The following is a 24,757-nucleotide window of genomic DNA, read 5'->3' as shown; positions in this document are numbered from 1 at the left end:
CGCGCCGACGTCGTGAAGCACAAAAAGGCCCCGGGAAACCGGGGCCTTCCTTGTGTCTAGATGCTGTAGTCGACCGGATCGTTGGAGGTGTAGTAGTCCGGATCGACGAGCTTGATGCGCTCGGACTGGCGGCGCGGGCGGTTCTTCGCCGGGATGCCCGTGGCGATGTGGTCCGCCGGGACGTCCTTGGTCACCACGGCGTTGGCGCCGATCGCGGAGCCCTTGCCGATGGTGATCGGGCCGAGCACCTTGGCGCCGGCACCGATGGTGACGTTGTCCTCGATGGTCGGGTGGCGCTTGGTCTGCGTGAGCACCTGACCACCCAGGGTGACGCCGTGGTAGAGCATGACGCCGTCGCCGATCTCGGTGGTCTCGCCGATGACGATGCCCATGCCGTGGTCGATGAAGAAACGGCGGCCGATGGTGGCACCGGGGTGGATCTCGATGCCCGTGAAGAACCGGTTGAGCTGCGCGAGGATTCGCGCGGGGCCGCGGAGACCGCGCTCCCACATCCAGTGGGAGACACGGTGTGCCCAGATGGCGTGCAGGCCCGAGTAGACGACGGCGTTCTCGATGTCGCCGCGGGCGGCGGGATCGTGGTCGCGGGCGTTGCGCAGGTCCTCCCGGACCATCTTCGCGATGTTCAACAGCAGCATGGCCCAGAGTCTACTTGCTTGCCCGTCGCCTGGTGGGCGCTGCGGGGGCCTAAGCCGTTTCCTAGTCGCGAATGTCCTCGTACAGGACGGTGGAGACGTAACGCTCGCCGTAGTCGGTGACGACGGTGACGATGGTCTTGCCCGCGTTCTCCTCCTTCTTCGCCAGCTCCAGCGCGGCCCAGACGTTGCCGCCGGAGGAGATACCGCCCAGGATGCCGTCCTTGACCGCCAGCTGACGGGAGGTCTCGATGGCGTCCTCGTTGGTGACGGTGATGACGTCGTCGAGGACCTTGCGGTCCAGGACCTCCGGGATGAAGTTGGCGCCGATGCCCTGGATCTTGTGCGGGCCCGCCTTGCCGGCGGACAGCAGCGGGGACGCGGCCGGCTCGACGGCGTAGATCTGGACCTCCGGCTTGCGCTCCTTGAGCACCTGGCCGACGCCGGAGACGGTGCCGCCCGTGCCGATGCCCGCGACGAAGATGTCGACCTCGCCGTCGGTGTCGTTCCAGATCTCCTCGGCGGTGGTCTCGCGGTGGATCCGCAGGTTCGCCGGGTGCGCGAACTGGTTCGCGAGGATGGCGTTGTCCTCGGCGGCGACGATCTCGTTCGCCTTGTCGACGGCGCCCTGCATGCCGGCCGCGCCCGGGGTCAGGACGATCTGAGCGCCGTAGGCGCGGAGCATGACGCGACGCTCGTTGGACATGGTCTCCGGCATGGTGAGGATCACGTTGTAGCCGCGGGCCGCGCCCACGAGGGCGAGGGCGATGCCGGTGTTGCCGGAGGTGGCCTCCACGATGGTGCCGCCCGGCTGGAGGGACCCGTCGGCCTCGGCGGCGTCGATGATCGCCTTGCCGATGCGGTCCTTGACGGAGTTCGCCGGGTTGAAGGACTCGACCTTCACGAGCACCTCCGCCTGGAGGCCCTCGGTGAGGCCGTTGAGGCGCACCAGCGGGGTGTTTCCGATGGTGTCGAGGATGTTGTCGTAGATCTTGCTCATGGTGACTGCTTCCTTGCTTCGTCTGACGTTGGTGGTGTCAGCGTACACCATGTGAGTAGACAGGATGGTATGTCCCTGGCAGACCACATGGTTTCTCCAAGGTTGCGGGGGTGGTCTCCGGCGCGGGATATCACCCCTTCAGTGGGTGCCGTTGTTCCGATCAGAACGGTCTTGAATGCGCAAGTTACGGCGGATTCGATTCCGTTTACCCCCGAAGTCGCGTTATAATGCCCATCTGTAAAGGAAAGTTACCCCCGTTCATGTGCCCATCGGGTGCACCTGTACGGGTGTACCCGGAGGAGGACGATTTTTCATAATGGATTCCCAGAGAATCAAGGATGACGACGAAGCCGTCCGGGCGGCCCTCACGTCCCTGAAGACTGCGACTGGGATTCCGGTCACCATGTACGCGACGCTGCTCCCGGACAACCGCCTGCAGATCACCCACTGGGTGGGCCTGCGGACGCCGGCCCTGCAGAACCTCATCATCGAGCCGGGTTCCGGCGTCGGTGGTCGCGTGGTCACCACCCGCCGCCCCGTCGGCGTCTCCGACTACACGCGGGCGAACATCATCTCCCACGAGAACGACCGCGCCATCCAGGACGAGGGGCTGCACTCCATCGTCGCGGTGCCGGTGATCGTCAACCGGGAGATCCGGGGCGTCCTCTACGTCGGCGTCCACTCCCCGGTCCGTCTCGGTGACAAGGTCATCGAGGAGGTCACCATGACCGCCCGCACCCTGGAGCAGGATCTCGCGGTGAACTCCGCGATGCGCCGCGTCGAGGGCGGCAAGCCGGGCGCCGCGAAGAACGGCCGCGTCATGAACGGCGCCGAGTGGGAGCAGGTCCGCTCCACGCACTCGAAGCTGCGCATGCTGGCCAACCGCGTCGAGGACGAGGCGCTGCGCAAGGAGCTCGAGCAGCTCTGCGACCAGATGGTGTCCCCGGTCCGGGTCAAGCAGTCCACGAAGCTGTCCGCCCGTGAGCTCGACGTCCTCTCCTGTGTGGCACTCGGCCACACCAACGTGGAGGCCGCGGAGGAGATGGGCATCGGCGCGGAGACCGTGAAGTCCTACCTGCGTTCCGTCATGCGCAAGCTCGGCGCCCACACCCGCTACGAGGCCGTCAACGCGGCACGTCGTATCGGCGCCCTGCCCTGATACGCGGGGTCAGCTAGTGTCGGAGAACGTGAAGGATCGATTTCTCGTCACCGGTGGCGCCCGCCTGCAGGGTGCCGTCAGGGTCAGCGGCGCCAAGAACAGCGTCCTCAAGCTCATGGCCGCGGCACTGCTGGCCGAGGGCACCACGACCCTGACGAACTGTCCGGAGATTCTCGACGTCCCTCTCATGGGCGACGTCCTGCGGGGCCTGGGCTGCGAGGTGACCATCGACGGCTCGACGGTCACCATCACCACCCCGGCGGAGCTGGCCACGGACGCCGACTTCGACGCCGTCCGCCAGTTCCGCGCCTCCATCTGTGTGCTCGGCCCGCTGACGGCCCGCTGCGGGCGGGCCGTCGTGGCGCTGCCCGGCGGTGACGCCATCGGCTCCCGCCCTCTCGACATGCACCAGTCGGGGCTGGAGAAGCTCGGCGCCACCACCCGCATCTCCCACGGCGCGGTCGTCGTCGAGGCCGAGCGCCTCACCGGTGCGCGCATCTCCCTGGACTTCCCCTCGGTCGGCGCCACGGAGAACATCCTCACCGCCGCGGTCCTCGCGGAGGGGCGGACCATCCTGGACAACGCCGCCCGCGAGCCGGAGATCGCGGATCTCTGCGACATGCTCGTCACCATGGGTGCGCGTATCGAGGGCACCGGCACCTCCACCATCACCATCGACGGCGTGGAGAAGCTGGAGCCGACCAACTACGAGGTCATGGGTGACCGCATCGTCGCCGGAACCTGGGCGTACGCCGCCGCCATGACCCAGGGTGATGTCACGGTCGGAGGCATTGCGCCCCGTCATCTCCACCTCGCGCTGGAGAAGCTCAAGGTCGCAGGCGCCGAGGTCGAGACCTACGAGAATGGTTTCCGCGTCCGCATGGACCGCCGTCCCGACGCCGTCGACTACCAGACCCTGCCCTTCCCGGGCTTCCCGACGGATCTGCAGCCCATGGCCATCGGCATCTCCACCATCGCCAACGGCATGAGCGTTATCACCGAGAACGTCTTCGAGTCCCGCTTCAAGTTCGTCTACGAACTCCAGCGCCTCGGGGCGAACGCCACCGTCGAGGGGCATCACGTGGTGGTGCACGGCATCGAGCAGCTTTCGTCCACCGAGGTGTGGAGCTCCGACATCCGCGCCGGCGCCGGCCTGGTGCTCGCGGCCCTGGTCTCCGACGGCGTCACCACGGTGCACGACGTCTATCACATCGACCGTGGCTACCCGTACTTCGTGGAACAGATGCGTTCCCTCGGGGCACAGATCGAGCGGGTCAGCTCCTAGGGACTGCTTCTCGACGTCAACGTGGTCCCCGGTTCACCTGGTGGTGAACCGGGGACCTTTGTCGTTCCGGCGTGTTTTCGGTGTGTGTGGTGTGTGACGTTTAGGTGCTGTGAGCTGGGGATTTGTGTTGGTGTGTGGGGGTGTGTAACTTTATGTGAGTCAGCGCGACCGACAACGCCCCGCAGACAACACCCCCACCAGGGAGTGCTGGATGTGAGTAGGCGGCAGGAAAACAGGCCCTGACAAGCTAAGAAAAATTCACGAACAGAACACGGATTTGACTTCGGTCGGATCACTTCGGTAAGTTCGTAACTCGTCGCCAAGACCGGTGCCAGGGATATTCTCCCGGGTGTGTGTCGAGGTGTGCAAGTGTTGTGTGAGAACTCAATAGTGTGCCAATGTACTTTTGTTTGTGGTCTATTGGTTGTGTGTGCCGGCCAGCCTCGGGCGTATGATGTTCGGGTTGGTGGGTGTGTGCCGGGTGGTACCTTTTCTATGACAGGGTGCCACTGGAAATAATGCGCACCACCATGTTGTGTGGTGTGAGTTGTTGTGGTGCAGGCATGATCATGGCCGTGAATTTTTTCCGGCCTCCTTCTTCTTCCTCGTCGAAGTGGTGGGGGCCGGGTTGCGGACATGTCCCCGGTACCAGCCTTTGGTGGTTGGTGGTGGGGGTGTTTGTGAATCATCATTTTGGACAATCATTTTCATCATCGCCTCGTTGTGGGGTGGTGGTGTGCTGGTTGTTTGTTTTTGGTTGGGTTTGGGCTTTCCTGCCTGATTCTTCTGATAGAAGTTTTTGTGGAGAGTTTGATCCTGGCTCAGGACGAACGCTGGCGGCGTGCTTAACACATGCAAGTCGAACGGAAAGGCCCCAGCTTGCTGGGGTACTCGAGTGGCGAACGGGTGAGTAACACGTGGGTGATCTGCCCTGCACTTCGGGATAAGCCTGGGAAACTGGGTCTAATACCGGATAGGACCCTCCTTTAGTGTGGGGGGTGGAAAGATTTTTCGGTGTGGGATGAGCCCGCGGCCTATCAGCTTGTTGGTGGGGTAATGGCCTACCAAGGCGTCGACGGGTAGCCGGCCTGAGAGGGTGGACGGCCACATTGGGACTGAGATACGGCCCAGACTCCTACGGGAGGCAGCAGTGGGGAATATTGCACAATGGGCGGAAGCCTGATGCAGCGACGCCGCGTGGGGGATGACGGCCTTCGGGTTGTAAACCTCTTTCGACAGGGACGAAGCCTTTTGGTGACGGTACCTGTATAAGAAGCACCGGCTAACTACGTGCCAGCAGCCGCGGTAATACGTAGGGTGCGAGCGTTGTCCGGAATTACTGGGCGTAAAGAGCTCGTAGGTGGTTTGTCGCGTCGTCTGTGAAATTCCGGGGCTTAACCTCGGGCGTGCAGGCGATACGGGCAATACTTGAGTGCTGTAGGGGAGACTGGAATTCCTGGTGTAGCGGTGAAATGCGCAGATATCAGGAGGAACACCGATGGCGAAGGCAGGTCTCTGGGCAGTAACTGACGCTGAGGAGCGAAAGCATGGGTAGCGAACAGGATTAGATACCCTGGTAGTCCATGCCGTAAACGGTGGGCGCTAGGTGTAGGGGTCTTCCACGACTTCTGTGCCGTAGCTAACGCATTAAGCGCCCCGCCTGGGGAGTACGGCCGCAAGGCTAAAACTCAAAGGAATTGACGGGGGCCCGCACAAGCGGCGGAGCATGTGGATTAATTCGATGCAACGCGAAGAACCTTACCTGGGCTTGACATACACCGGACCGGGCCAGAGATGGTCCTTCCCTTGTGGCTGGTGTACAGGTGGTGCATGGTTGTCGTCAGCTCGTGTCGTGAGATGTTGGGTTAAGTCCCGCAACGAGCGCAACCCTTGTCTTATGTTGCCAGCACGTGATGGTGGGGACTCATGAGAGACTGCCGGGGTCAACTCGGAGGAAGGTGGGGATGACGTCAAATCATCATGCCCCTTATGTCCAGGGCTTCACACATGCTACAATGGTCGGTACAACGCGTCGCCACACCGTGAGGTGGAGCTAATCGCTGAAAGCCGGCCTCAGTTCGGATTGGGGTCTGCAACTCGACCCCATGAAGTCGGAGTCGCTAGTAATCGCAGATCAGCAACGCTGCGGTGAATACGTTCCCGGGCCTTGTACACACCGCCCGTCACGTCATGAAAGTTGGTAACACCCGAAGCCAGTGGCCCAACCCTTGTGGAGGGAGCTGTCGAAGGTGGGATCGGCGATTGGGACGAAGTCGTAACAAGGTAGCCGTACCGGAAGGTGCGGCTGGATCACCTCCTTTCTAAGGAGCTTTTTTGAAAGTCCACGTCTGACAGTTGTCGTCGGTGGCGTCGGTCGGTTGGTGGTCACGAGTGTTGACCCGCCGGCCACAATGTAATCGGGTGGACGCACACCGTAGCGGTTCACACGACCAGGATTTGATCACAGATTTGTGGGTATGTTGGCACGCTGTTGGGTGTCTGGGACAACATGGTTGTTTCCGGTGATCACCTATTCTTCCCGCCTGCTGGTGGGGGACGTGGATGTCCTCGTGCTGGTGGTGGGGGTGGGTGGTGTGTTGTGTGAGAACTGTATAGTGGACGCGAGCATCTTTATTTTTTGTGTGCCGCACATCCCTGGCTCCTTTTGGGGGTTGGGTGGTGTGTGGTGGTTTGTTCAAGTTGTAGTTCACCAGCTGCGCCTTTTTTCGTTAGGGTGTGGTTGTTGTGTGTTTGTGTAAGGGCACATGGTGGATGCCTTGGCATGCTGGGCCGATGAAGGACGTGTAAGGCTGCGTTAAGCCTCGGGGAGTTGCCAATAGAGCGTTGATCCGAGGATGTCCGAATGGGGAAACCCGGCCACCGTGATGGGTGGTCACCCCACGATGAATTCATAGTCGTGGTGGAGGTTGACGCGGGGAAGTGAAACATCTCAGTACCCGTAGGAGGAGAAAATAACAATGATTCCGTTAGTAGTGGCGAGCGAACGCGGATAAGGCTAAACCGTGTGTGTGTGATACCTGACAGGGGTTGCGCATGCGGTGTTGTGGGATGCATCTTCCCGGGGGCTGTCACCCCCGGGCGCACAGTGTCGTGGTTAGCGGAAGTGGTCTGGGAAGGCCCACCGAAGAGGGTGAGAGTCCCGTACGTGAAGACCAGGAGCTGTGCGTGATGTTGTTCCCGAGTAGCAGCGGGCCCGTGAAATCTGCTGTGAATCTGCCGGGACCACCCGGTAAGCCTAAATACCCAGTGTGACCGATAGCGGATAGTACCGTGAGGGAATGGTGAAAAGTACCCCGGGAGGGGAGTGAAATAGTACCTGAAACCGTGTGCCTACAATCCGTCAGAGCACCTCTTGTGTGTGATGGCGTGCCTTTGGAAGAATGAGCCTGCGAGTCAGCGGCATGTCGCGAGGTTAACCCGTGAGGGGTAGTCGTAGCGAAAGCGAATCCTAACGAGGGTGAGTAAGTGGCATGTCCTGGACCCGAAGCGGGGTGATCTACCCATGGCCAGTGTGAAGCGATGGTAAGACGTCGTGGAGGCGCGAACCCACTTAGGTTGAAAACTGAGGGGATGAGCTGTGGGTAGGGGTGAAAGGCCAATCAAACTCCGTGATAGCTGGTTCTCCCCGAAATGCATTTAGGTGCAGCGTTGCGTGTTGCTTGCTGGAGGTAGAGCTACTGGTTGGTTGAGCGGGACCACAATCTTAGCAATGTCAGCCAAACTCCGAATGCCGGTCAAGTTAGCGCAGCAGTGAGACTGTGGGGGATAAGCTTCATAGTCGAGAGGGAAACAGCCCAGATCGCCGGCTAAGGCCCCTAAGGGTGTACTAAGTGGAAAAGGATGTGGGATCGCGAAGACAGCCAGGAGGTTGGCTTAGAAGCAGCCATCCTTGAAAGAGTGCGTAATAGCTCACTGGTCGAGTGGTTCTGCGCCGACAATGTAATGGGGCTCAAGTACACCGCCGAAGCCGCGGCAAAAACAGTAGTTTTTGGGTAGGGGAGCGTCGTGCATGCTGTGAAGCAGTACCGTGAGGGGCTGTGGAGTGTGTGCGAGTGAGAATGCAGGCATGAGTAACGAATTGGCAAGTGAGAATCTTGCCCGCCGGATGACTAAGGGTTCCTGGGTCAAGTTCGTCTTCCCAGGGTGAGTCGGGACCTAAGGCGAGGCCGACAGGCGTAGTCGATGGACAACGGGTTGATATTCCCGTACCCGTGTATGTGCGCCCGTGGTGAATCAGTGATACTAACCACCCACAAACCTTCTGGCAGCATCTTTGATGCTGTTAGTTGGCGCGTGCGTGGGGCCTAATCTGGTAGTAGCCAAGTGATGGGGTGACGCAGTGGGGTAGCCGTGCCACTTATTGGATTGTGGTGTAAGCGTGTAGCACGAGGGGACAGGCAAATCCGCCCCTCATGATGTGTGAGACGTGATGCGTAGCCCGTTGTGGGTGATGTCGGTGATCCCGTGCTGTCGAGAAAAGCCTCTAGCGATGTACATACATGGCCCGTACCCCAAACCGACACAGGTAGTCAGGTAGAGAATACTAAGGCGTTCGGGTGAACTGTGGTTAAGGAACTCGGCAAAATGCCCCCGTAACTTCGGGAGAAGGGGGGCCGTCACTGGTGAAGCATCTTGCATGTGGAGCTGGTGGTGGTCGCAGAGAATAGAGGGAAGCGACTGTTTATTAAAAACACAGGTCCGTGCGAAAACGATGAAGTTGAGGTATACGGACTGACGCCTGCCCGGTGCTGGAAGGTTAAGAGGACCTGTTAGCGACCTTCGGGTTGCGAAGCGGAGAATTTAAGCCCCAGTAAACGGCGGTGGTAACTATAACCATCCTAAGGTAGCGAAATTCCTTGTCGGGTAAGTTCCGACCTGCACGAATGGCGTAACGACTTCCCTGCTGTCTCAACCACAGGCCCGGTGAAATTGCAGTACGAGTAAAGATGCTCGTTACGCGCGGCAGGACGAAAAGACCCCGGGACCTTCACTATAGCTTGGTATTGGTGTTCGGTTCGGTTTGTGTAGGATAGGTGGGAGACTTGGATCACATGACGCCAGTTGTGTGGGAGTCGTTGTTGAAATACCACTCTGATCGGATTGGACACCTGAACCTTGGCCCATGATCTGGGTTGGGGACAGTGCCTGGTGGGTAGTTTAACTGGGGCGGTTGCCTCCTAAAATGTAACGGAGGCGCCCAAAGGTTCCCTCAGCCTGGTTGGCAATCAGGTGGTGAGTGTAAGTGCACAAGGGAGCTTGACTGTGAGAGTGACAGCTCGAGCAGGGACGAAAGTCGGGACTAGTGATCCGGCACCAACTTGTGGATGTGGTGTCGCTCAACGGATAAAAGGTACCCCGGGGATAACAGGCTGATCTTCCCCAAGAGTCCATATCGACGGGATGGTTTGGCACCTCGATGTCGGCTCGTCGCATCCTGGGGCTGGAGTAGGTCCCAAGGGTTGGGCTGTTCGCCCATTAAAGCGGTACGCGAGCTGGGTTTAGAACGTCGTGAGACAGTTCGGTCTCTATCCGCCGCGCGCGTTGAAACTTGTGGAAGGCTGTCCCTAGTACGAGAGGACCGGGACGGACGTACCTCTGGTGTGCCAGTTGTTCCGCCAGGAGCAGGGCTGGTTGGCTACGTACGGAAGGGATAACCGCTGAAAGCATCTAAGCGGGAAGCCTGTTTCGAGATGAGGTTTCTTTTGAGGTTCCCCATAGATGATGGGGTTGATAGGCCGGATCTGGTAGCACTGTAAGGTGTGGAGGTGACCGGTACTAATTGACCGACAAAAACACACAAACAATCCCCCTCTTGGGGGTGTGTGCAACGCAACGTAACAAACAACAAGCATGAAGTATCGTGCTCGCGTCCACTATGCAGTGTCTGACACAACACGCCCGTCACCGGGACCCCCACCTGTGTGGTGGTGGTTGTCCTGTGGGTGTGTCGGTGGTTGATAGCGGCAGGGAAACGCCCGGTCCCATTCCGAACCCGGAAGCTAAGCCTGCCCGCGCTGATGGTACTGCACTCGGGAGGGTGTGGGAGAGTAGGTTGCCGCCGACGCTAAAAAATTGAACAACTGAATATGAGGGTGGGTGGCCCCGGGACAGGAACAACAGTTCCAGCCCGGGGCCACCCACCCTTTTTGTCGTTTCCGCCGCCCGCCGGCCGGCAGCCTCGGGGCGCCTCTCAGGTGTCTCTACGTTGTTTCACCGGCTACTGGTCCCGAACGTCCGGGGAGCACTCGGTAGGCTCTATACGGTTAGCTTTGTTCCTCGGAGCAGAAGAATTCAGGAGAAGACTACTCATCATGACAGACAACGGGTCCCAGGTGACCGGGGAGAACGTCGACCAGGGCGTCGAGTACGCGGCCCGCGCCGTCAACCTGCACAAGCAGTACGGCGAGGGGGAGACGGCGGTGACGGCCCTCGACCACGTGAACGTCGCGTTCGCGAAGAACCAGTTCACGGCGATCATGGGGCCGTCGGGGTCGGGCAAGTCCACGCTGATGCACTGCATGGCGGGCCTGGACTCGGCGTCCTCGGGATCGGCGCTCATCGGTGACACGGACCTGTCGCAGCTGCGCGACAAGGAGATGACGGCCCTGCGGCGTGACCGGCTGGGTTTCATCTTCCAGTCCTTCAACCTGGTGCCCACGCTGACGGCCGCGGAGAACATCACCCTCCCGTCCGACATCGCCGGCCGCAAGGTGGACCAGGCCTGGTTCAAGGAGATCACCGACCGCCTGGGGCTGTCGCAGCGTCTGACCCACCGTCCGGCGGAGCTGTCCGGTGGACAGCAGCAGCGCGTGGCCTGTGCCCGCGCCCTCGTGTCCCGCCCGGAGATCATCTTCGGCGACGAGCCGACCGGCAACCTCGACTCCAACTCCGCCGCCGAGGTCCTCGACATCCTGCGCACGGCCGTCGACAAGGACGGCCAGACCGTCGTCATCGTGACGCATGACGCCCGTGCCGCCTCCTACGCGGACCGCGTCGTGTTCCTGGCGGACGGCCGGCTGGTCAACGAGCTCATCGATCCGTCCATGGACGAGATCCTCGCCGCCATGGCCGGCGTCGAGCGCTAGGGGTGACGGTGGCGAAGAATACGACCATGCGCAAGGTCAGCCTGCGCAACATCGCGGCGCACAAGCTGCGTCTCGCCTTGACGGTGTTGGCGGTCGTGCTGGGCACGGCATTCATCTCCGGCGCCTTCATGTTCACCAACTCGCTGGACAGCACCTTTAAGTCTGCGGTGAGCAGCGCCTACGACGGTGTCGACGCCGTCGTGACCTCCGGGGAGGACCAGCCGGGTATCTCGGCGTCGCTGCGTGCGGACATCGCCTCCGACGCGAAGGTCAATGACGTGAACGTCACGGCGTCGCAAAGCGTCGTGATGGCCAACGAGCAGGAGGAGCCCTTCCAGGTCGGCGGCGGCACCTCCACCCTGTCGATCTGGTACGCGCCGGACCACGTCGTGGGGGCGCAGCACACGATCGTGGACGGTGAGGAGCCGACCCGGGCCGACGAGATCGCCCTCAACCGGCTGGGGGCCGAGAACTTCGGCATCTCCGTCGGCGACCGGCTGCTCGTCGTGGATCCGCAGGATCGCCACGAGATGACCGTCACCGGCATCTACGACCAGGAGCTCGACGCGCGGAACTCCCTCACGGCGTACATGCCGGAGGACGCCTACCTCGAGCGCTACACGCTGGAGGGCACCACCGAGTCGCTCATCGTCTCCGCGGCGGAGGGCACGAGCGACGAGGAGCTCGTCGCGCACCTCTCCGACACGTACGAGGGCATCGAGGTGGAGACCGGTGACGCGCTCGCGGAGAAGATCACGGAGGCGATGTCGCAGGCGCTGTCGTTCGTCAACTACTTCCTCATCGCCTTCGGTCTGGTGGCGCTGCTGGTCGGCACCTTCCTCATCGCGAACACGTTCTCCATGATCGTGGCGCAGCGCACCAGGGAGTTCGCGCTGCTGCGCGCCCTCGGTGCCGCCCGTCAGCAGATCACCCGTTCCGTGGTGTTCGAGGCGTTCATCGTCGGCGTCATCGGTTCCGCGCTCGGCGTGCTCGTCGGCATCGGCCTCGTCGCCGGTATCAAGGGGGTCATGGCGTCCCAGGGCCTCGACCTGCCGGACTCGGGCCTCGGCCTGTCGACGTCCGCCATGCTCGTCCCCGTCCTCCTGGGCACCCTGGTGACGATCGTGTCCGCGTGGATCCCCGCGCGGCGTGCCGGCGAGGTGAAGCCGGTCGAGGCCATGCGTTCCAGCGAGGGCTCCACCGACCAGCCGCTGATGATCCGCACGGTGATCGGCGCGCTGCTCATGGCGGTCGGTGCCGGTGCCGCCCTGGCCGGCGCCCTGCTCGACGGGTCCTCCACCACGACGCGGGCGGTGCTCGTCGGCATCGGCGCCTTCGGCGTCATCGTCGGCTTCTTCTTCGCCGGCCCCGCCATGTCCCTGCCGATCGTGCCCACCCTCGGCCGCATCGTCGGCGCCCCCTTCGGTGCCATCGGCCGCCTGGCCGCCACCAACTCGCGCCGCAACCCGCGCCGCACCGCCGCCACCGCCTTCGCGCTCACCCTCGGCGTCGCCCTGGTGACCGCCATCGGCATGCTCGGCGACACCATGAAGGCCTCCATCTCCGACGTCGTCGAGAACAACGTCTCCGCCGACTTCGTCCTCTCCGGGCCTACCAACTCCGGCTTCCCGACGCCCGCCGGCACCCCCGACGCCGTCCGCGACGTCGAGGGCGTCGACCGGGTCCTGACCATGTCCACGGCCCCCGTCTACGTCGACGGGGCGGCGTCGCAGGCCATGGGCCCGCACTCCATGACCATGGTCATCGACGGCGACGTCTCCGAGATGGCGCTCACCGAGGTCACCGAGGGCACCTCCGACCTCGCCGGCACCCCGGGCGTGTTGGCCACCACCGAATTCGCCGCCCAGCAGGGCTGGGAACTCGGCGACACCCTCGAGCTCACCGCCCCGGGCCTGTCGCCTGAGACCCGCGAGATCGAGGTCGTCGGCCTCTTCGAACCGAACAACATGATCCAGAACATGGTCATCTCGCAGGAATCCGTCGACGGGATGCTGCCCCCGGGCGCGCTCGTCGTCAACATGGTCGGCGTCAACTCCGACGGCTCCGTCAGCGAGGACCAGCTGCGTAGCAACCTCGAGGAGGCCATCCAGGGGCTCATCGTCGTTCAGGTGATGAGCACCGAGGAGATGGCCGGCCAGGCCGGCCAGGCCATCGACATGATGCTCAACATCCTCTACGCGCTCCTCGCGCTGGCCGTGATCATCGCGGTGCTCGGCATCGTCAACACCCTGACCCTCGGCGTCATCGAGCGTCGCCAGGAGATCGGCATGCTCCGCGCCGTGGGCTCCCAGCGCCGCCAGGTCCGCACCATGATCACCCTGGAGGCCGTGCAGATCGCCGTCTTCGGCGCCGTCATGGGCATCCTCGTCGGCCTCGGCCTGGGCTGGGCCTTCCTCGAGGTGCTCCGCGACCAGGGTCTCGACTCCCTCTCCGTGCCGTGGGGCCAGCTGCTGTGGATGCTCGCCGGTTCCGGTGTCGTGGGCGTGTTCGCCGCGATCTGGCCAGCGAACCGCGCGGCCAAGACCCCGCCGCTGGACGCGATCTCGGACTAGCTCAGAACAGCCCCGCCAACAGCCACGCCACCGCCACCCCGGCGGTGAGCGTGGCTGACGTGTATCCGCCTGGTGGACGCTGTTCAGGTTCTATTCTGAGTACATGAAACGAACACTTGTGGCGTTGGCCGCCACGTTGATTGCCGCGGGCGGAGTTCTCCCCGTTTCCGCAGGCGCAGAGGAGACCACGTCCACCACGACCGGAATCTTCGCAGGCTCCGGGCAGGAGTCCGGGAGTTCCACCGAAGGGGCGGTGGCTCTCGCCGTCTCCTCGGCCGTCGTCGGTGGCGGCGCGGTCTGGGCGGTGCAGCAGGGACTGCTGCCGAACCCTCTTCCGGGACTGATCCCCGGCCCGGGCCAGCACACCCCGGCACCTGCTCCCCGGACGGGTGACTGCTCCCCGCAGGCGTTCAATGATGCACGGTGGGGATGGGCAGGATCGCCGCGGACCCGTGTCCACTACTGCGACGGTCGCTTCGCGTGGGTGTACCAGGCCCAGACAGACTGGCGTCTGGCCTTCGAGTTCGACGGTTCCCGCTGGAATCGTCTGCCCATGGCGGGAACCACCAGGACCGGAATGCTCCAGGGGTGCTACAACGGTCAGGAACTGCGTGGGAAGGGGGCTCCGGAGGCCTTCATCTCCCGCCTGCCCATCTGCACCCCGGACGAGATCGGCTATTTCCCCTGGTGAGGTCCTAGGAGGACGTCTTGTCCATCAGAACAGCCCCGCCATCAGCCACGCCACCGCCACCCCGGCGGTGAGCGTGGCTGTCGTGTATCCGGCCACGAGTCGGAAGCGGCGGGCCCGGAGCAGCCCGCCGATCTCGCGGGCGAGTGTCGACCACGTCGACAGGGCTCCCGCGAAGCCGGTGCCCCACGCGAGCGAAGTCACCCCGCCGGCGCCGAGGGCCGCGCCGAGCACGATGACGGCGAGCAGGTTGGCGGCGAAGGTGCCGCGCAGGCCACCGGGCCACACCCCCAGGGCCCAGCGAGCCACGCCTCCGCAGAATCCGCCGACTCCGACGGCCAGCACCGCGGTGAGGCTCATCGGGTCCTCCTCCGGGCCAGCCGGTCACCGAGGAGCCAGGCGGCCACGCAACCACCGAGCGTCGCCAGGAGATACGCGGCCGCCGCCAGGGGAGTGGTGGTGGCGGTGAGGTGGGCGAACGTCGAGAAGCTCGTGAAACCACCCAGGACGCCGCGCCCCCAGAACGCCCCCGGTCGCAGCCACCCCATGAGGAGGCACCCGATGACGTTCACCCCGAGGAGCGTCAGCGGCCCCTCGAGGGCGAGACGGGCCAGGGCACCGAGGGCGGCGCCGAGGCCCACCGAGGTGGCGTCGCGGAGCATGTCAGCGCCACTCGGAGCCCTGGGCGCGCATGAAGGCGGCGACCTCCTCCGGGGAGGCCCGCAGGTGCGGGTCGAACTTGAGGTAGGACCTGGTCTCGCGGGCCACGAGACCGGAGAGGATGAGCAGTCCGATGAGGTTCGGCAGTGCCATGAGGCCGTTCGCGAGGTCGGAGAAGGACCACACGAGCTCCAGTTCCACCGTCGCGCCGACGAAGGCCGTGAGGGTGAACAGCAGGCGGTAGGGAACAGTGCCTGCGCGGCCGACGAGCGACTCGAGGGAACGCTCGCCGTAGTAGGACCAGCCGATGAGCGTGGAGAAGGCGAAGAAGATGATCGACAGGGACACGATGGTGCCGCCCCACTCGCCGGGCAGGGCGGTGGAGTAGGCGGCGGCGGTCATGGTGCCGGCGGTCTCGCGGCCGGTGTCCCACACCCCGGCGGTGATGATGACCAGGCCGGTGATGGTGACCACGATGAGGGTGTCGATGAACGTCTGCGTCATGGACACCAGGCCCTGGCGCACCGGGTGGGAGGTCTTCGCGGCGGCTGCGGCGATGGCCGCCGAACCCATGCCGGACTCGTTGGAGAAGATGCCGCGGGCGACACCGAACTGGATGGCCAGCATGATGCCGGCGCCGACGAAACCACCCGTGGCGGCGGTGCCGGTGAACGCGTCGGTGACGATGAGGGCCAGGGCCGCCGGGATCTGGTCGATGTTGAGGGCGAGGACGACGAGGCCGGCGGTGACGTAGAGGAGGATCATCATCGGCACGAACGCTGCGGTCACCCGGCCGATGGCGCGGATGCCGCCGACCAGCACCAGACCGAGGAAGACCAGCATCAGCGCGCCGGAGACGACGGGGGAGACGCCGAAGGTGCCCTCCATGTTGGAGGCCACCGCGTTGGCCTGCGTCAGGTTGCCGATGCCGAACGACGCGATCACCGCGAACAGGGCGAACAGGAAGGCCAGGACCTGTCCCACCGGACCGGGGATGCCGCGCTTGAGGTAGTACTGCGGGCCGCCCGACTGCTCACCCTTCGCGTCCGTGGTGCGGAAACGCACGCCGAGGAACGCCTCCGCGTACTTCGAGGCCATGCCCACCAGGCCGGTGACCCAGATCCAGAACAGGGCACCCGGGCCACCGACCGACAGGGCCGTGGCGACGCCGACGATGTTGCCCACGCCGACGGTGGCGGCCAGCGCCGTGGTCAGCGCCTGGTAGTTGGTGATGTCACCCTTGCCGGAGGTGTCGGCGTGGTCGAGGAGACCGTGCCGGAGGGCGCGTCCGAGAGTCCGGAACTGGATGCCGCCCAGACGGACGGTGAGGTAGAGGCCCGTGCCCAGCAGCAGCGGGATGAGGACGAACGGCCCCCACACCACCCCTCCGGCGGTGTCGAGTGCGTTCTGCAGCGATTCCATGGGAACAAGGTACTACCAGCCTGTGGCGCCGGCCACACCGGGGTGGTGCCCCCTGCCGGGGGTGGGAAGGGACATCTTCCGTCGGCACCCGTGCAGGGTCCCTGTGACGCGACGACAATGGATGTCACCGATGCCCAGGAACAGGATTGCAAGGAGAGACATGGCACACGAGCGCGCAGGCCAGCCGGCACGTCCCGAGGACCTCATCGACATCGCGGAGTTGGTGACCGCCTACTACACCCGCGAGGTCGACGTCGACAACCCGGACCAGCAAGTCGCTTTCGGCACCTCCGGTCACCGTGGCTCCTCCCTCGACAACGCCTTCAACGAGCAGCACATCTGGGCCACCACGCAGGCCATCGTCGACTACCGCCGGGAGAACAACATCGGCGGCCCCGTCTTCGTCGGCCGTGACCCGCACGCCCTGTCCGAGCCGGCCATGGTGTCCGCGCTCGAGGTGCTCATCGCCAACGGCGTCGACGTGCTTGTCGACGACCGCGGGCGTTACACCCCCACCCCGGCGATCTCCCACGCGATCCTCGCGCACAACGCCGGCCTGACGGGCGGCGTGACCGGCACCGACCCGAAGCGGGCGGACGGCATCGTCATCACCCCGTCCCACAACCCGCCGCGTGACGGCGGCTTCAAGTACAACCCGCCGTCCGGCGGCCCCGCCGACACCGACGCCACCGACTGGATCGCCGACCGCGCCAACGGCTACCTGCGCGCCGGCCTCGAGGGCGTGCAGCGCAACCCGGTCTCCGGCGTGCTGGACGAGCGAGCCGGGAAGTACAACTTCCTGGACTCCTACGTCAACGACCTGCCGAACGTCGTCGACATGGCCGCCATCCGGGACTCCGGCCTGTCCATCGGCGCCGACCCGATGGGTGGCGCCTCCGTGGACTACTGGGGCGCCATCGTCGACACCCACAAGATCAACCTCACCGTGGTCAACCCCGAGGTCGACGCGACCTGGCGTTTCATGACCCTGGACACCGACGGCAAGATCCGCATGGACTGCTCCTCCCCGGACGCCATGGCCTCGCTGATCGCCAACCGGGACCGCTACGACATCGCCACCGGCAACGACGCCGACGCCGACCGCCACGGCATCGTCACCCCGGACCACGGCCTCATGAACCCGAACCACTACCTCGCGGTGGCCATCGAGTACCTCTTCGCCAACCGCCCGGAGTGGGGCGCGGACACCGCCGTCGGCAAGACCCTGGTCTCCTCCTCCATGATCGACCGCGTCGTCGCGTCCCTGGGCCGCCGCCTGGTCGAGGTGCCGGTGGGCTTCAAGTGGTTCGTCCCGGGCCTCATCGACGGTTCCGTCGGCTTCGGCGGCGAGGAGTCCGCCGGCGCCTCCTTCCTGCGCCGCAACGGCCAGGTGTGGTCCACCGACAAGGACGGCCTCATCCTCGACCTGCTGGCGGCCGAGATCACCGCGGTCACCGGGAAGACCCCGTCCCAGCGTTACGCCGAGCTCGCCGCCGAGTACGGTGCCCCGGCCTACGCCCGCACCGACGCCGACGCCAACCGTGAGCAGAAGGCCATCCTCAAGGCGCTGTCCCCGGAGCAGGTCACCGCGACCGAGCTGGCCGGCGAGCCGATCACCGCGAAGCTCACCAACGCGCCGGGCAACGACGCGGCCATTGGCGGCCTCAAGGTGACCACCGAGAACGCCTGGTTCGCGGCCCGCCCCTCCGGCACCGAGGACAAGTACAAGATCTACGCCGAGTCCTTCAAGGGTGAGGAGCACCTGCGCCAGGTGCAGCAGGAGGCGCAGGCTGTGGTGAGCCAGGTGCTCGGCCAGTAGCAGCCTGTGATCTTGGCCCACCTGCAGAATTCATGTGGGCCGGGAGATGTGTGGTGGACTAAAGTATGTGGCTGTGTCCACCACCAAACATGCAGATACGACGTCGGCCGTTGCCCGGGAGGTCCCGGACGGCGCGGCCGACGTCGCTGATTCAGCGGCAGGGTCCCGGAAGGGGCGGCTGATCCTCGACGCGGTCAGCGCGTTCGCGCGCTTCTTCATGGCGTACATCTGGATCTCCGCCGGCATCCCCAAGCTCAACGACCACCTCAACATGACGCAGGCGATCGCGGCGTACGAGATCTTCACGCCGTACTGGTCGGACGTCCTGGCGCGGCTCATCGGCCCGCTGGAGATCGCCGGCGGTGTCCTGCTGCTGCTGGGCATCTTCCTGCGGCCGGCGAGCAAGGTGGCCGCGTGGGTGATGGTGCTGTTCATCATCGGCGTCGCCCAGGCGTGGCTCCGTGGGCTCAGCATCGACTGCGGCTGCTTCAACATCGAGCCGAACGTGGATCAGCTGGCCATGGACTACTTCGTCACCATCCTGCGTGACCTGGCGTTCCTGGCACTGACGCTGTGGACCGTCTACCGTCCCTTCCAGAGGTTCGCCCTCTACCCCTGACACCCCGACAACCTAAGGATCAACAAGTGAGCAAGTCCACCAAGGTCTCCAACCCGAACGCCAAGGGCGGCAGCGGTTTCATCTGGGCCGTCGTGGCCGTCATCGCCATCGCGGCCGTCGTGATCGGCTACATCGTCATGTCCGGCCAGGGCAAGAAGACCGAGCACCTCGCCGACCGTGAGCGGGTCGACGTCGCCTTCACCTCGGACTTCTCCGACAACGCCGTGACCCTCCGGGCCGACAACGCCCGGGCCGACGCCCCCGAGGTCGACCTCTACGAGGACTTCTCCTGCTCCTACTGTGGTCAGCTGGCGGAGAACACCGACGCCCAGATGCAGGCCGCCATCGAGGCCGGCGACCTGGTGGTCAACGTCCGTACCCTGAACTTCCTGGACCGTGGCAACGTCGACGGCCACTCCACCCGCGCCGCCGCAGCCGTCCTGGCCGTCGCCGAGTCCGGTGAGACCGACGTCTACTGGAACTACCGTGCCGCCCTCATGGAGGAGCAGGCCGACATCTACAACAAGTGGTCCAACGACGACTTCGCCGACGCCGCGAAGCAGCTGGGTGCCTCCGACGCGGTCGTCGAGAAGATCCGCTCCGGTGAGAACGTCGAGGCCGCCGACGCCCTGGCCGCCGTGAACGCCGAGAAGCTCAACGCCGAGACCGGTTCCGTCTCCTCGCCGCGCGTCATCCAGGACGGCAAGGACGTCAACTCCCCGGACATCAACCAGTGGCTGGACGTCGTCCTGGGCTAAGCCCTTAAGGATGCTTGTCGACGACCACGTGGATGGTGTGCACGGTGTCGTCGATAAGCTTCTGACCAGGCGATTTGGAGCGTCAGTGCAATGCGGTGTACATTGATACACGTTCCAACGGGGCTATGGCGCAGCTGGTAGCGCACCACACTGGCAGTGTGGGGGTCAGGGGTTCGAGTCCCCTTAGCTCCACTTCATGAGAGGCTCACCTTCGGGTGGGCCTCTTTTCGTTCCGCGTGGCAGGCCCCGGGGGTTAAGCACCAAAAAGTGTGTCTGGCCCGGGCGTGTCGTCTGGGCCAGACGAGGCGGGTCAGCGGCCTATCCATCCTTGCTGGATGCCCATGGAGTGCTGGTAGCTGGAATCAATCGCAGTGTCGTAGCCTGCAGGGGCACCGATTCCGTTTATGTCGGGGCGGGTGTTTTCGTGGTTGACCAAGTCCTGCGCCGTGGAAAGTGCGACTTGGCCCCAGGACTGACTCCTGGCGATCGCTACTGGATCGTCAGGAGTTTGTGTCTTCAGGTACAGCCACCAGTCAATGACGGTGCGTTGATGGGGACGCGACAGTCCGCGGTGGCGACGGGCGAGCTCTTTGACCGGTGCGTTGAACCCGCCCTCCAGGACGTTGGTGGTCGGGGCGAACCTGTCCGGGTCCACGGCCCCGGCAGGTGGTTGGAGGTAGTTGAACAGCAGTTTCCGCCGGTACAACGACAGCAGCGAATGATAGGCGGCACGGACCCGTGGATGGGTGAACACCTGCTTGTACTGACGGGTCACCGGGTCCTGGACGGTGGTCTTCTGGTTGAGCCAGTCCTGGTAGACGGCACCGAACTGCTGGAGGTGCGCGGTCCATTCGGCGGCCTGGTCCAGGGTGGTGATCCGGGTCAGCTGCAGGGCCAGACGGTAGATGGTTTTCCCTGCGTCGGTGCGTGGCCGGCTGGTGGTGTGGCGGCGGACAACTCGTTGGGCGTGGACCAGACACCGTTGGATGATTGTGGTCGGCCATGTGGAGGTGATCGCGGAGGCGGCGCCTTGGCCACCATCGATGACAGCCATCAATGGTGCGGGGATCGGGCTGATCAGTTCCCGGTAGGCGGCGGTGGTTTCTGTGCGTGCCCAGGTCCAGTTGATGATGTGGGTGCGGCTGGCGGCGATGAGCAGGCAGCCGCTGGCCAGGAAGGTGGCATCGAGGAAGATCTGGTCGTGGATGCGGTGCGGGTCGACTGCTGAGGGTGGGATGATCCACCAGCACCAGGACATCCGACGGCTGAGGGTGTTGCGGTGGCGGCCGTGGTGTTCGGCCAGGGCCGTCAGGGATTGTGTGCCGGTGACCCAGGTGATGAAGGTCCGCATGGTGGCGGCGTGGGGGTGGTCGTGCTGGGTGGTGCGGACAAAGGAGTGTCCGCAGTCGGTGCAGCGCCAGCGGGTGGTGCCTTTGCTGGTGGTGCCGTTTTTCTTGGTGGTGTGGCTGCATACGGGGCAGCGGGGTCGGTTTGTGGTCACCGCTTACAGCCAATCGAGCGGGCCTAGCAGAAGGCGGCACCGGGGTGGGTTAACGTGCGGGAAATAGCTGTTCGGGAGCTATTAAACCCCGGTTTAGTGGCACTGTGCTGGGGCTACGCAGAGTCACGGACACACTTTTTAGTGCTTAACCCGGCCCCGGCCGGTGTGAAGGGGCACGAAAAAGGCACGATTTGGTTGTGTGCGACTGCTCCGTGTACAGTGAAACAAGTTCCAACGGGGCTATGGCGCAGCTGGTAGCGCACCACACTGGCAGTGTGGGGGTCAGGGGTTCGAGTCCCCTTAGCTCCACTTCATGAGAGGCTCACCTTCGGGTGGGCCTCTTCCCGTTGGTGGGGTGGTGACGGAGATCGCCGGAGGCACACCGCTCGTCACCGGGGTATCCGACGTAGTGTGGAGATACACATCAGCGTCCAACCGAACGAGGAGTTTCACCAGCATGTCCTTCAACGATGAAGTATTCCGCACCCTGAGCACCGAGCAGTCCCTGGCCTACCTCGCCGACGTGCAGCCCGGCCGCGTGGTGATGCGCCGCAAGGACGACATCGAGATCTTCCCCGTCAACTTCGTCGTCGACGGCGAGGCGATCTACTTCCGCACCGCCGAGGGCGCCAAGCTGTTCACCCTCGCCCTCAACCACGACGTCCTCTTCGAGGCCGACGGCCTCGAGGGCGAGACCGCGTGGTCCGTCATCGTCAAGGGCACCGCCGAGGTGCTGGAGAAGCCGGAGGAGGTCGCCCACGCGGAGACCCTGGGCCTGAAGCCGTGGGCCCCGACCCTCAAGTACAACTGGGTGCGCATCACCGCCACCGACATCTCCGGCCGCGAGTTCGAGGTCGGCGAGGAGCCGGAGCGTTACTAGACTCTCCTGCATGACTGACGTTTTCACCAAGCAGCCCCGTGAGCCCCGATCCGCTGAGGCGGAGGCCGCGGGGCTGCGGTGGCTCCGGGAGGCCTCCGACGCGGTCGCCGAGGTCGTCTCCCTGGACCCCGACGCGAACACCCTGCAGACCCGTCTCGTGCGCGAGGTGGGCCCCACCCAGGAGGTGGCCCGGCAGGCGGGCCGTGAACTGGCCCTGATCCACCGGGCCGGGGCGGAGGCGTTCGGGGCCCCGCCGACCGGCTGGGAGGGGCCGAACTACATCGGCACCCAGGAGCAGGAGTGCACGCCCACGGACGACTGGGGCGCGTTCTACGTCGGGCAGCGCGTCCTGCCCTTCGCCCGTCGGGCGCATGAGGCGGGCAACCTCGACGCCGCCGGCCTGGCGGTGGTGGAGGAGGCGTGCGCGGCGGTCGTCGGTAAGCGGTGGGACGTGGCGCCCGCCCGCATCCACGGCGACCTGTGGGCCGGCAACCTGCTCTTCACGGAGGAGGGCCCCGTGTTCATCGACCCGGCCGCCCACGGCGGGCACCCGCTGACCGACCTGGCGATGCTGTCACTGTTCGGCGTGCCGTTCCCCGACGATGTGTGGCGCGGCTACCGGGAGGTCACGGCGCTGCCGGCGGACTTCCGCGACCATTTCCCGCTGCACCAGCTCCACCCCCTGGCGGTGCACGCCCTCACCCACGGGCGCGGTTACGCGCGGCCGCTGGTGCAGGCGGCACGCGACACGCTGGAGCTGCTGGCCTAACGCCACCAGGTGTCGTGCGGCCCCGGCGGCAGGTGCCGCTTGTGGGCGCCGATGCGCCACAGGTGCTCGATGCGCTCCCGTGCCTCCGCCGGGACCTCGCGGCCCTCGAGGTAGTCGTCGATGTGCTCGTAGGACACGCCGAGGGCCTCCTCGTCGGGGAGGGCGGGACGGTCGTCCTCGAGGTCGGCGGTGGGGACCTTCTCCCACGTCGCCGGCGGGGCACCCAGGTGCTCGAGCATCTGCGCGCCCTGACGCTTGTTCAGTCCGGTGAGGGGCATGATGTCGGCGGCGCCGTCGCCGAACTTGGTGAAGAAGCCGGTGACGTTCTCCGCCGCGTGGTCTGTCCCGATGACCAGGGCGGCCTTCTCCCCGGCGATCGCGTACTGGGCGATCATGCGCTGGCGGGCCTTGACGTTGCCCTCGTTGAAGTCGTCCAGTTCCTCCTGGCCCAGCGCCGTGGCGACGGCGGTGTTCATCTGGCCGGTCGCGCCGGCGATGTTGACCGTCACCCGGTGGTCGGGGCGGATGAAGTCGAGCGCCATCTGGGCGTCGTCCTCGTCGAACTGCACGCCGTGGGGGAGGCGCACAGCCCAGAACTCGGCCTGCCGGCCCTCGGCACGGAGCTTCTCGACGGCCAGCTGGGCCAGACGCCCCGCGAGCGTGGAGTCCTGCCCGCCGGAGATACCCAGCACGTAGCCCTTCAGGCCGGTGGTGCGCAGATAGTCGGCGAGGAACTCGACGCGGGCGGCGATCTCGGCGGGGACGTCGATACGCGGGCGCGTGCGCAGGGTGTCGATGATGTGCTTCTGGAGCGGGGCTGCAGGCTGGGACATGCCTCCGATCCTAGCTGCGTGGGTGAGTGCTAACCCATGTCGTAGTAGGCCACGTGCGTGCCACAGGTGAGACAGCGGAAAAGTAAGGCCGCGATCCAACCGTACTTGACCAGGTGGGGCAGTTCCTCGGCGGGCAGGCCGTAGTCGAGGAGCGACTGCTGCGCGTCCGGCAGCGACTGCAGGGTGTCCCAGCCCACCTCCCCGAGAAAGGCGGCGGCGTCCCCGCAGTGGGTCATCCACATCGGGTCCTGCCACGACGAGAAACAGGGCGTACGGTAAGAGAGCTCGTCGAGGCTTTCCGGGGGGATGGGTTCATTCGTGACCGTGTAGGTGGCGAAGGACACCTCCAACTCCCGGGCCGCACGGCCCGAGGCGATGCACCACGGGCACAGGAATTCCGGCGACTCACCGACCCGGTACACGGGGGCCGTATGGTTCCAGCCGGTCTGTTCCCCGCAGCACTCGCAGACGGCGTCTGCGTCGGGCTCGATTGCGCCGGTGGCCACGGGGTCGGGATGGAGGCGGAAGGAGGGGAGGGCACGTTCGGGGGACATGGACAGTGACCCTAGTGCTGCGCGATGAGTGCCGCTCGGGGAGCGTTTTGGAGGTTGCCCGCGGAATGGGGTAACATGTTCCCTCGTGTCATGGCTGTATGGCCATGTTGGAAAAGTCGCAGTCTTAACTGAAATCGCGCATACAGAAAGGAGCGCCCGATGAAGGTCCGCAAGTCGCTTCGGTCGCTGAAGAACAAGCCGGGCGCCCAGGTTGTGCGTCGCCGCGGCAAGGTCTACGTGATCAACAAGAAGGAGCCGCGCTTCAAGGCTCGCCAGGGCTAAGCGTCAGCTGCTGAGTAACCGTCCACCCCGTTGTCCCCGGACAGCGACGGTGGGCGGTTCTCTTTTTGCGCTTCTGCCGGTGGGAGGCGCTGACCACGTGGTGTGACGCTGGGGTCCTGGGCGGCCCGGCCGGGGCTCCGGTGTCACACGGAACGGTCAGGGTCGGCTGCCGGGGAAGGTAACAATCAGGTAACGG

At 64.7% G+C, this 24,757-nt stretch carries 19 protein-coding genes, 2 tRNA genes and 3 rRNA genes; 16 read left to right on the top strand and 8 right to left on the bottom strand.

Annotated elements, in window-relative coordinates; genetic code table 11:
* Window positions 1-56 precede the first annotated feature (56 nt).
* Both epsC and cysK read right to left on the bottom strand, forming a co-directional pair.
* Entirely contained in the window at window positions 57-650 is a 594-nt protein-coding gene (epsC, locus tag B842_RS10905) for a serine O-acetyltransferase EpsC (protein WP_174520245.1), read from the bottom strand.
* A 67-nt stretch (window positions 651-717) separates the two neighbouring features.
* Complete coding sequence (gene cysK / locus B842_RS10900; RefSeq protein WP_040086656.1) at window positions 718-1,653, bottom strand: cysteine synthase A; 936 nt, start codon at window positions 1,651-1,653, stop codon at window positions 718-720.
* A 316-nt stretch (window positions 1,654-1,969) separates the two neighbouring features.
* On the opposite strand from cysK, the gene ramA reads away from it, so the two are divergent.
* The 8 genes from ramA to B842_RS10855 all read left to right on the top strand — a co-directional run bounded on the left by ramA (window position 1,970) and on the right by B842_RS10855 (window position 14,467).
* The gene (gene ramA, locus B842_RS10895) at window positions 1,970-2,812 is read left to right on the top strand and encodes an acetate metabolism transcriptional regulator RamA (protein WP_040086654.1); all 843 of its coding nucleotides are present in this window, start codon (window positions 1,970-1,972) and stop codon (window positions 2,810-2,812) included.
* A gap of 28 nt (window positions 2,813-2,840) precedes the next feature.
* Complete coding sequence (gene murA / locus B842_RS10890; protein ID WP_040087634.1) at window positions 2,841-4,097, top strand: UDP-N-acetylglucosamine 1-carboxyvinyltransferase; 1,257 nt, start codon at window positions 2,841-2,843, stop codon at window positions 4,095-4,097.
* A gap of 798 nt (window positions 4,098-4,895) precedes the next feature.
* A 16S ribosomal RNA gene (locus B842_RS10885) occupies window positions 4,896-6,418 on the top strand.
* Between the two features lie 424 nt (window positions 6,419-6,842).
* Window positions 6,843-9,918 (top strand): 23S ribosomal RNA (locus B842_RS10880).
* Window positions 9,919-10,064: 146 nt separating this feature from the next.
* Window positions 10,065-10,182 (top strand): 5S ribosomal RNA (rrf, locus tag B842_RS10875).
* Together the 16S, 23S and 5S rRNA genes form the textbook arrangement of a ribosomal RNA operon.
* 247 nt (window positions 10,183-10,429) lie before the next feature.
* Window positions 10,430-11,203 carry an ABC transporter ATP-binding protein gene (locus tag B842_RS10870; protein WP_040086652.1) on the top strand — a complete coding sequence of 258 codons (774 nt, stop codon included), beginning with the start codon at window positions 10,430-10,432 and terminating at the stop codon, window positions 11,201-11,203.
* A 26-nt stretch (window positions 11,204-11,229) separates the two neighbouring features.
* On the top strand, window positions 11,230-13,776 hold the full coding sequence (locus tag B842_RS10865) for an ABC transporter permease (RefSeq protein WP_174520296.1): 2,547 nt from the start codon (window positions 11,230-11,232) through the stop codon (window positions 13,774-13,776).
* A 103-nt stretch (window positions 13,777-13,879) separates the two neighbouring features.
* A complete protein-coding gene (locus tag B842_RS10855) occupies window positions 13,880-14,467 on the top strand; it encodes a hypothetical protein (RefSeq protein ID WP_156119510.1) in 588 nt (195 codons plus the stop codon).
* A 24-nt stretch (window positions 14,468-14,491) separates the two neighbouring features.
* Here B842_RS10855 and B842_RS10850 read toward each other — a convergent pair whose 3' ends face one another.
* Genes B842_RS10850 through B842_RS10840 form a run of 3 tightly spaced genes read right to left on the bottom strand, consistent with a single transcriptional unit; the run spans window position 14,492 to window position 16,546 of the window.
* Window positions 14,492-14,824 (bottom strand): FluC/FEX family fluoride channel, encoded by a 333-nt coding sequence (locus tag B842_RS10850; protein WP_040086651.1) that lies wholly within the window; start codon window positions 14,822-14,824, stop codon window positions 14,492-14,494.
* Window positions 14,821-15,126 (bottom strand): fluoride efflux transporter family protein, encoded by a 306-nt coding sequence (locus tag B842_RS10845; protein ID WP_040086649.1) that lies wholly within the window; start codon window positions 15,124-15,126, stop codon window positions 14,821-14,823. Before B842_RS10845 ends, B842_RS10850 begins: the two co-directional genes overlap by 4 nt.
* Before the next feature lies 1 nt (window position 15,127).
* Window positions 15,128-16,546, bottom strand: a complete 1,419-nt coding sequence (locus tag B842_RS10840; RefSeq protein ID WP_040086647.1) for an alanine/glycine:cation symporter family protein — start codon at window positions 16,544-16,546, stop codon at window positions 15,128-15,130.
* A gap of 160 nt (window positions 16,547-16,706) precedes the next feature.
* Between B842_RS10840 and pgm the strand changes: the two genes are divergently transcribed.
* The 4 genes from pgm (at window position 16,707) to B842_RS10820 (ending at window position 19,934) form a co-directional block, all read left to right on the top strand.
* Window positions 16,707-18,365, top strand: coding sequence for a phosphoglucomutase (alpha-D-glucose-1,6-bisphosphate-dependent) (gene pgm / locus B842_RS10835; RefSeq protein WP_040086646.1), 1,659 nt, complete (start codon window positions 16,707-16,709; stop codon window positions 18,363-18,365).
* A gap of 178 nt (window positions 18,366-18,543) precedes the next feature.
* The gene (locus tag B842_RS10830; protein ID WP_040087627.1) at window positions 18,544-18,984 is read left to right on the top strand and encodes a MauE/DoxX family redox-associated membrane protein; all 441 of its coding nucleotides are present in this window, start codon (window positions 18,544-18,546) and stop codon (window positions 18,982-18,984) included.
* A 26-nt stretch (window positions 18,985-19,010) separates the two neighbouring features.
* The gene (locus B842_RS10825) at window positions 19,011-19,742 is read left to right on the top strand and encodes a DsbA family protein (RefSeq protein ID WP_040086644.1); all 732 of its coding nucleotides are present in this window, start codon (window positions 19,011-19,013) and stop codon (window positions 19,740-19,742) included.
* A 119-nt stretch (window positions 19,743-19,861) separates the two neighbouring features.
* Window positions 19,862-19,934, top strand: a tRNA-Ala gene (locus B842_RS10820).
* 118 nt (window positions 19,935-20,052) lie between these two features.
* On the opposite strand, the gene B842_RS10815 is transcribed toward B842_RS10820, so the two are convergent.
* Window positions 20,053-21,243 carry an IS1249 family transposase gene (locus B842_RS10815; protein ID WP_040084484.1) on the bottom strand — a complete coding sequence of 397 codons (1,191 nt, stop codon included), beginning with the start codon at window positions 21,241-21,243 and terminating at the stop codon, window positions 20,053-20,055.
* Between the two features lie 236 nt (window positions 21,244-21,479).
* On the opposite strand from B842_RS10815, the gene B842_RS10810 reads away from it, so the two are divergent.
* The 3 genes from B842_RS10810 (at window position 21,480) to B842_RS10800 (ending at window position 22,892) form a co-directional block, all read left to right on the top strand.
* Window positions 21,480-21,552 (top strand) — tRNA-Ala (locus B842_RS10810).
* 148 nt (window positions 21,553-21,700) lie between these two features.
* The gene (locus tag B842_RS10805; RefSeq protein ID WP_040086643.1) at window positions 21,701-22,123 is read left to right on the top strand and encodes a pyridoxamine 5'-phosphate oxidase family protein; all 423 of its coding nucleotides are present in this window, start codon (window positions 21,701-21,703) and stop codon (window positions 22,121-22,123) included.
* Window positions 22,124-22,133: 10 nt separating this feature from the next.
* The gene (locus tag B842_RS10800) at window positions 22,134-22,892 is read left to right on the top strand and encodes a fructosamine kinase family protein (RefSeq protein ID WP_040086641.1); all 759 of its coding nucleotides are present in this window, start codon (window positions 22,134-22,136) and stop codon (window positions 22,890-22,892) included.
* On the opposite strand, the gene nadE is transcribed toward B842_RS10800, so the two are convergent.
* Window positions 22,889-23,725: an NAD(+) synthase gene (nadE, locus tag B842_RS10795; protein ID WP_040086639.1), complete on the bottom strand. Its 837-nt coding sequence runs from the start codon at window positions 23,723-23,725 to the stop codon at window positions 22,889-22,891. The genes B842_RS10800 and nadE overlap by 4 nt on opposite strands.
* A 29-nt stretch (window positions 23,726-23,754) precedes the next feature.
* Window positions 23,755-24,279: a CbrC family protein gene (locus B842_RS10790; RefSeq protein ID WP_040086638.1), complete on the bottom strand. Its 525-nt coding sequence runs from the start codon at window positions 24,277-24,279 to the stop codon at window positions 23,755-23,757.
* A gap of 159 nt (window positions 24,280-24,438) precedes the next feature.
* On the opposite strand from B842_RS10790, the gene ykgO reads away from it, so the two are divergent.
* Window positions 24,439-24,561 (top strand): type B 50S ribosomal protein L36, encoded by a 123-nt coding sequence (gene ykgO / locus B842_RS10785; RefSeq protein WP_005511141.1) that lies wholly within the window; start codon window positions 24,439-24,441, stop codon window positions 24,559-24,561.
* Window positions 24,562-24,757: the final 196 nt, after the last annotated feature.

The sequence above is a fragment of the Corynebacterium humireducens NBRC 106098 = DSM 45392 genome (assembly GCF_000819445.1).
GTDB lineage: Bacteria > Actinomycetota > Actinomycetes > Mycobacteriales > Mycobacteriaceae > Corynebacterium > Corynebacterium humireducens.
This window is presented reverse-complemented; position numbering and strand designations above follow the sequence as displayed.

What these genes read in the sequence shown, in the direction of transcription:
- B842_RS10855 (WP_156119510.1), top strand. Translation starts at nt 13,880, where the DNA reads ATGAAACGAACACTTGTGGCGTTGGCCGCCACGTTGATTGCCGCGGGC.
- B842_RS10840 (WP_040086647.1), bottom strand. Translation starts at nt 16,546, where the DNA reads ATGGAATCGCTGCAGAACGCACTCGACACCGCCGGAGGGGTGGTGTGG.
- ykgO (WP_005511141.1), top strand. Translation starts at nt 24,439, where the DNA reads ATGAAGGTCCGCAAGTCGCTTCGGTCGCTGAAGAACAAGCCGGGCGCC.
- B842_RS10865 (WP_174520296.1), top strand. Translation starts at nt 11,230, where the DNA reads ATGCGCAAGGTCAGCCTGCGCAACATCGCGGCGCACAAGCTGCGTCTC.
- nadE (WP_040086639.1), bottom strand. Translation starts at nt 23,725, where the DNA reads ATGTCCCAGCCTGCAGCCCCGCTCCAGAAGCACATCATCGACACCCTG.
- B842_RS10790 (WP_040086638.1), bottom strand. Translation starts at nt 24,279, where the DNA reads ATGTCCCCCGAACGTGCCCTCCCCTCCTTCCGCCTCCATCCCGACCCC.
- B842_RS10870 (WP_040086652.1), top strand. Translation starts at nt 10,430, where the DNA reads ATGACAGACAACGGGTCCCAGGTGACCGGGGAGAACGTCGACCAGGGC.
- B842_RS10805 (WP_040086643.1), top strand. Translation starts at nt 21,701, where the DNA reads ATGTCCTTCAACGATGAAGTATTCCGCACCCTGAGCACCGAGCAGTCC.
- B842_RS10845 (WP_040086649.1), bottom strand. Translation starts at nt 15,126, where the DNA reads ATGCTCCGCGACGCCACCTCGGTGGGCCTCGGCGCCGCCCTCGGTGCC.
- B842_RS10800 (WP_040086641.1), top strand. Translation starts at nt 22,134, where the DNA reads ATGACTGACGTTTTCACCAAGCAGCCCCGTGAGCCCCGATCCGCTGAG.
- B842_RS10850 (WP_040086651.1), bottom strand. Translation starts at nt 14,824, where the DNA reads ATGAGCCTCACCGCGGTGCTGGCCGTCGGAGTCGGCGGATTCTGCGGA.
- cysK (WP_040086656.1), bottom strand. Translation starts at nt 1,653, where the DNA reads ATGAGCAAGATCTACGACAACATCCTCGACACCATCGGAAACACCCCG.
- pgm (WP_040086646.1), top strand. Translation starts at nt 16,707, where the DNA reads ATGGCACACGAGCGCGCAGGCCAGCCGGCACGTCCCGAGGACCTCATC.
- ramA (WP_040086654.1), top strand. Translation starts at nt 1,970, where the DNA reads ATGGATTCCCAGAGAATCAAGGATGACGACGAAGCCGTCCGGGCGGCC.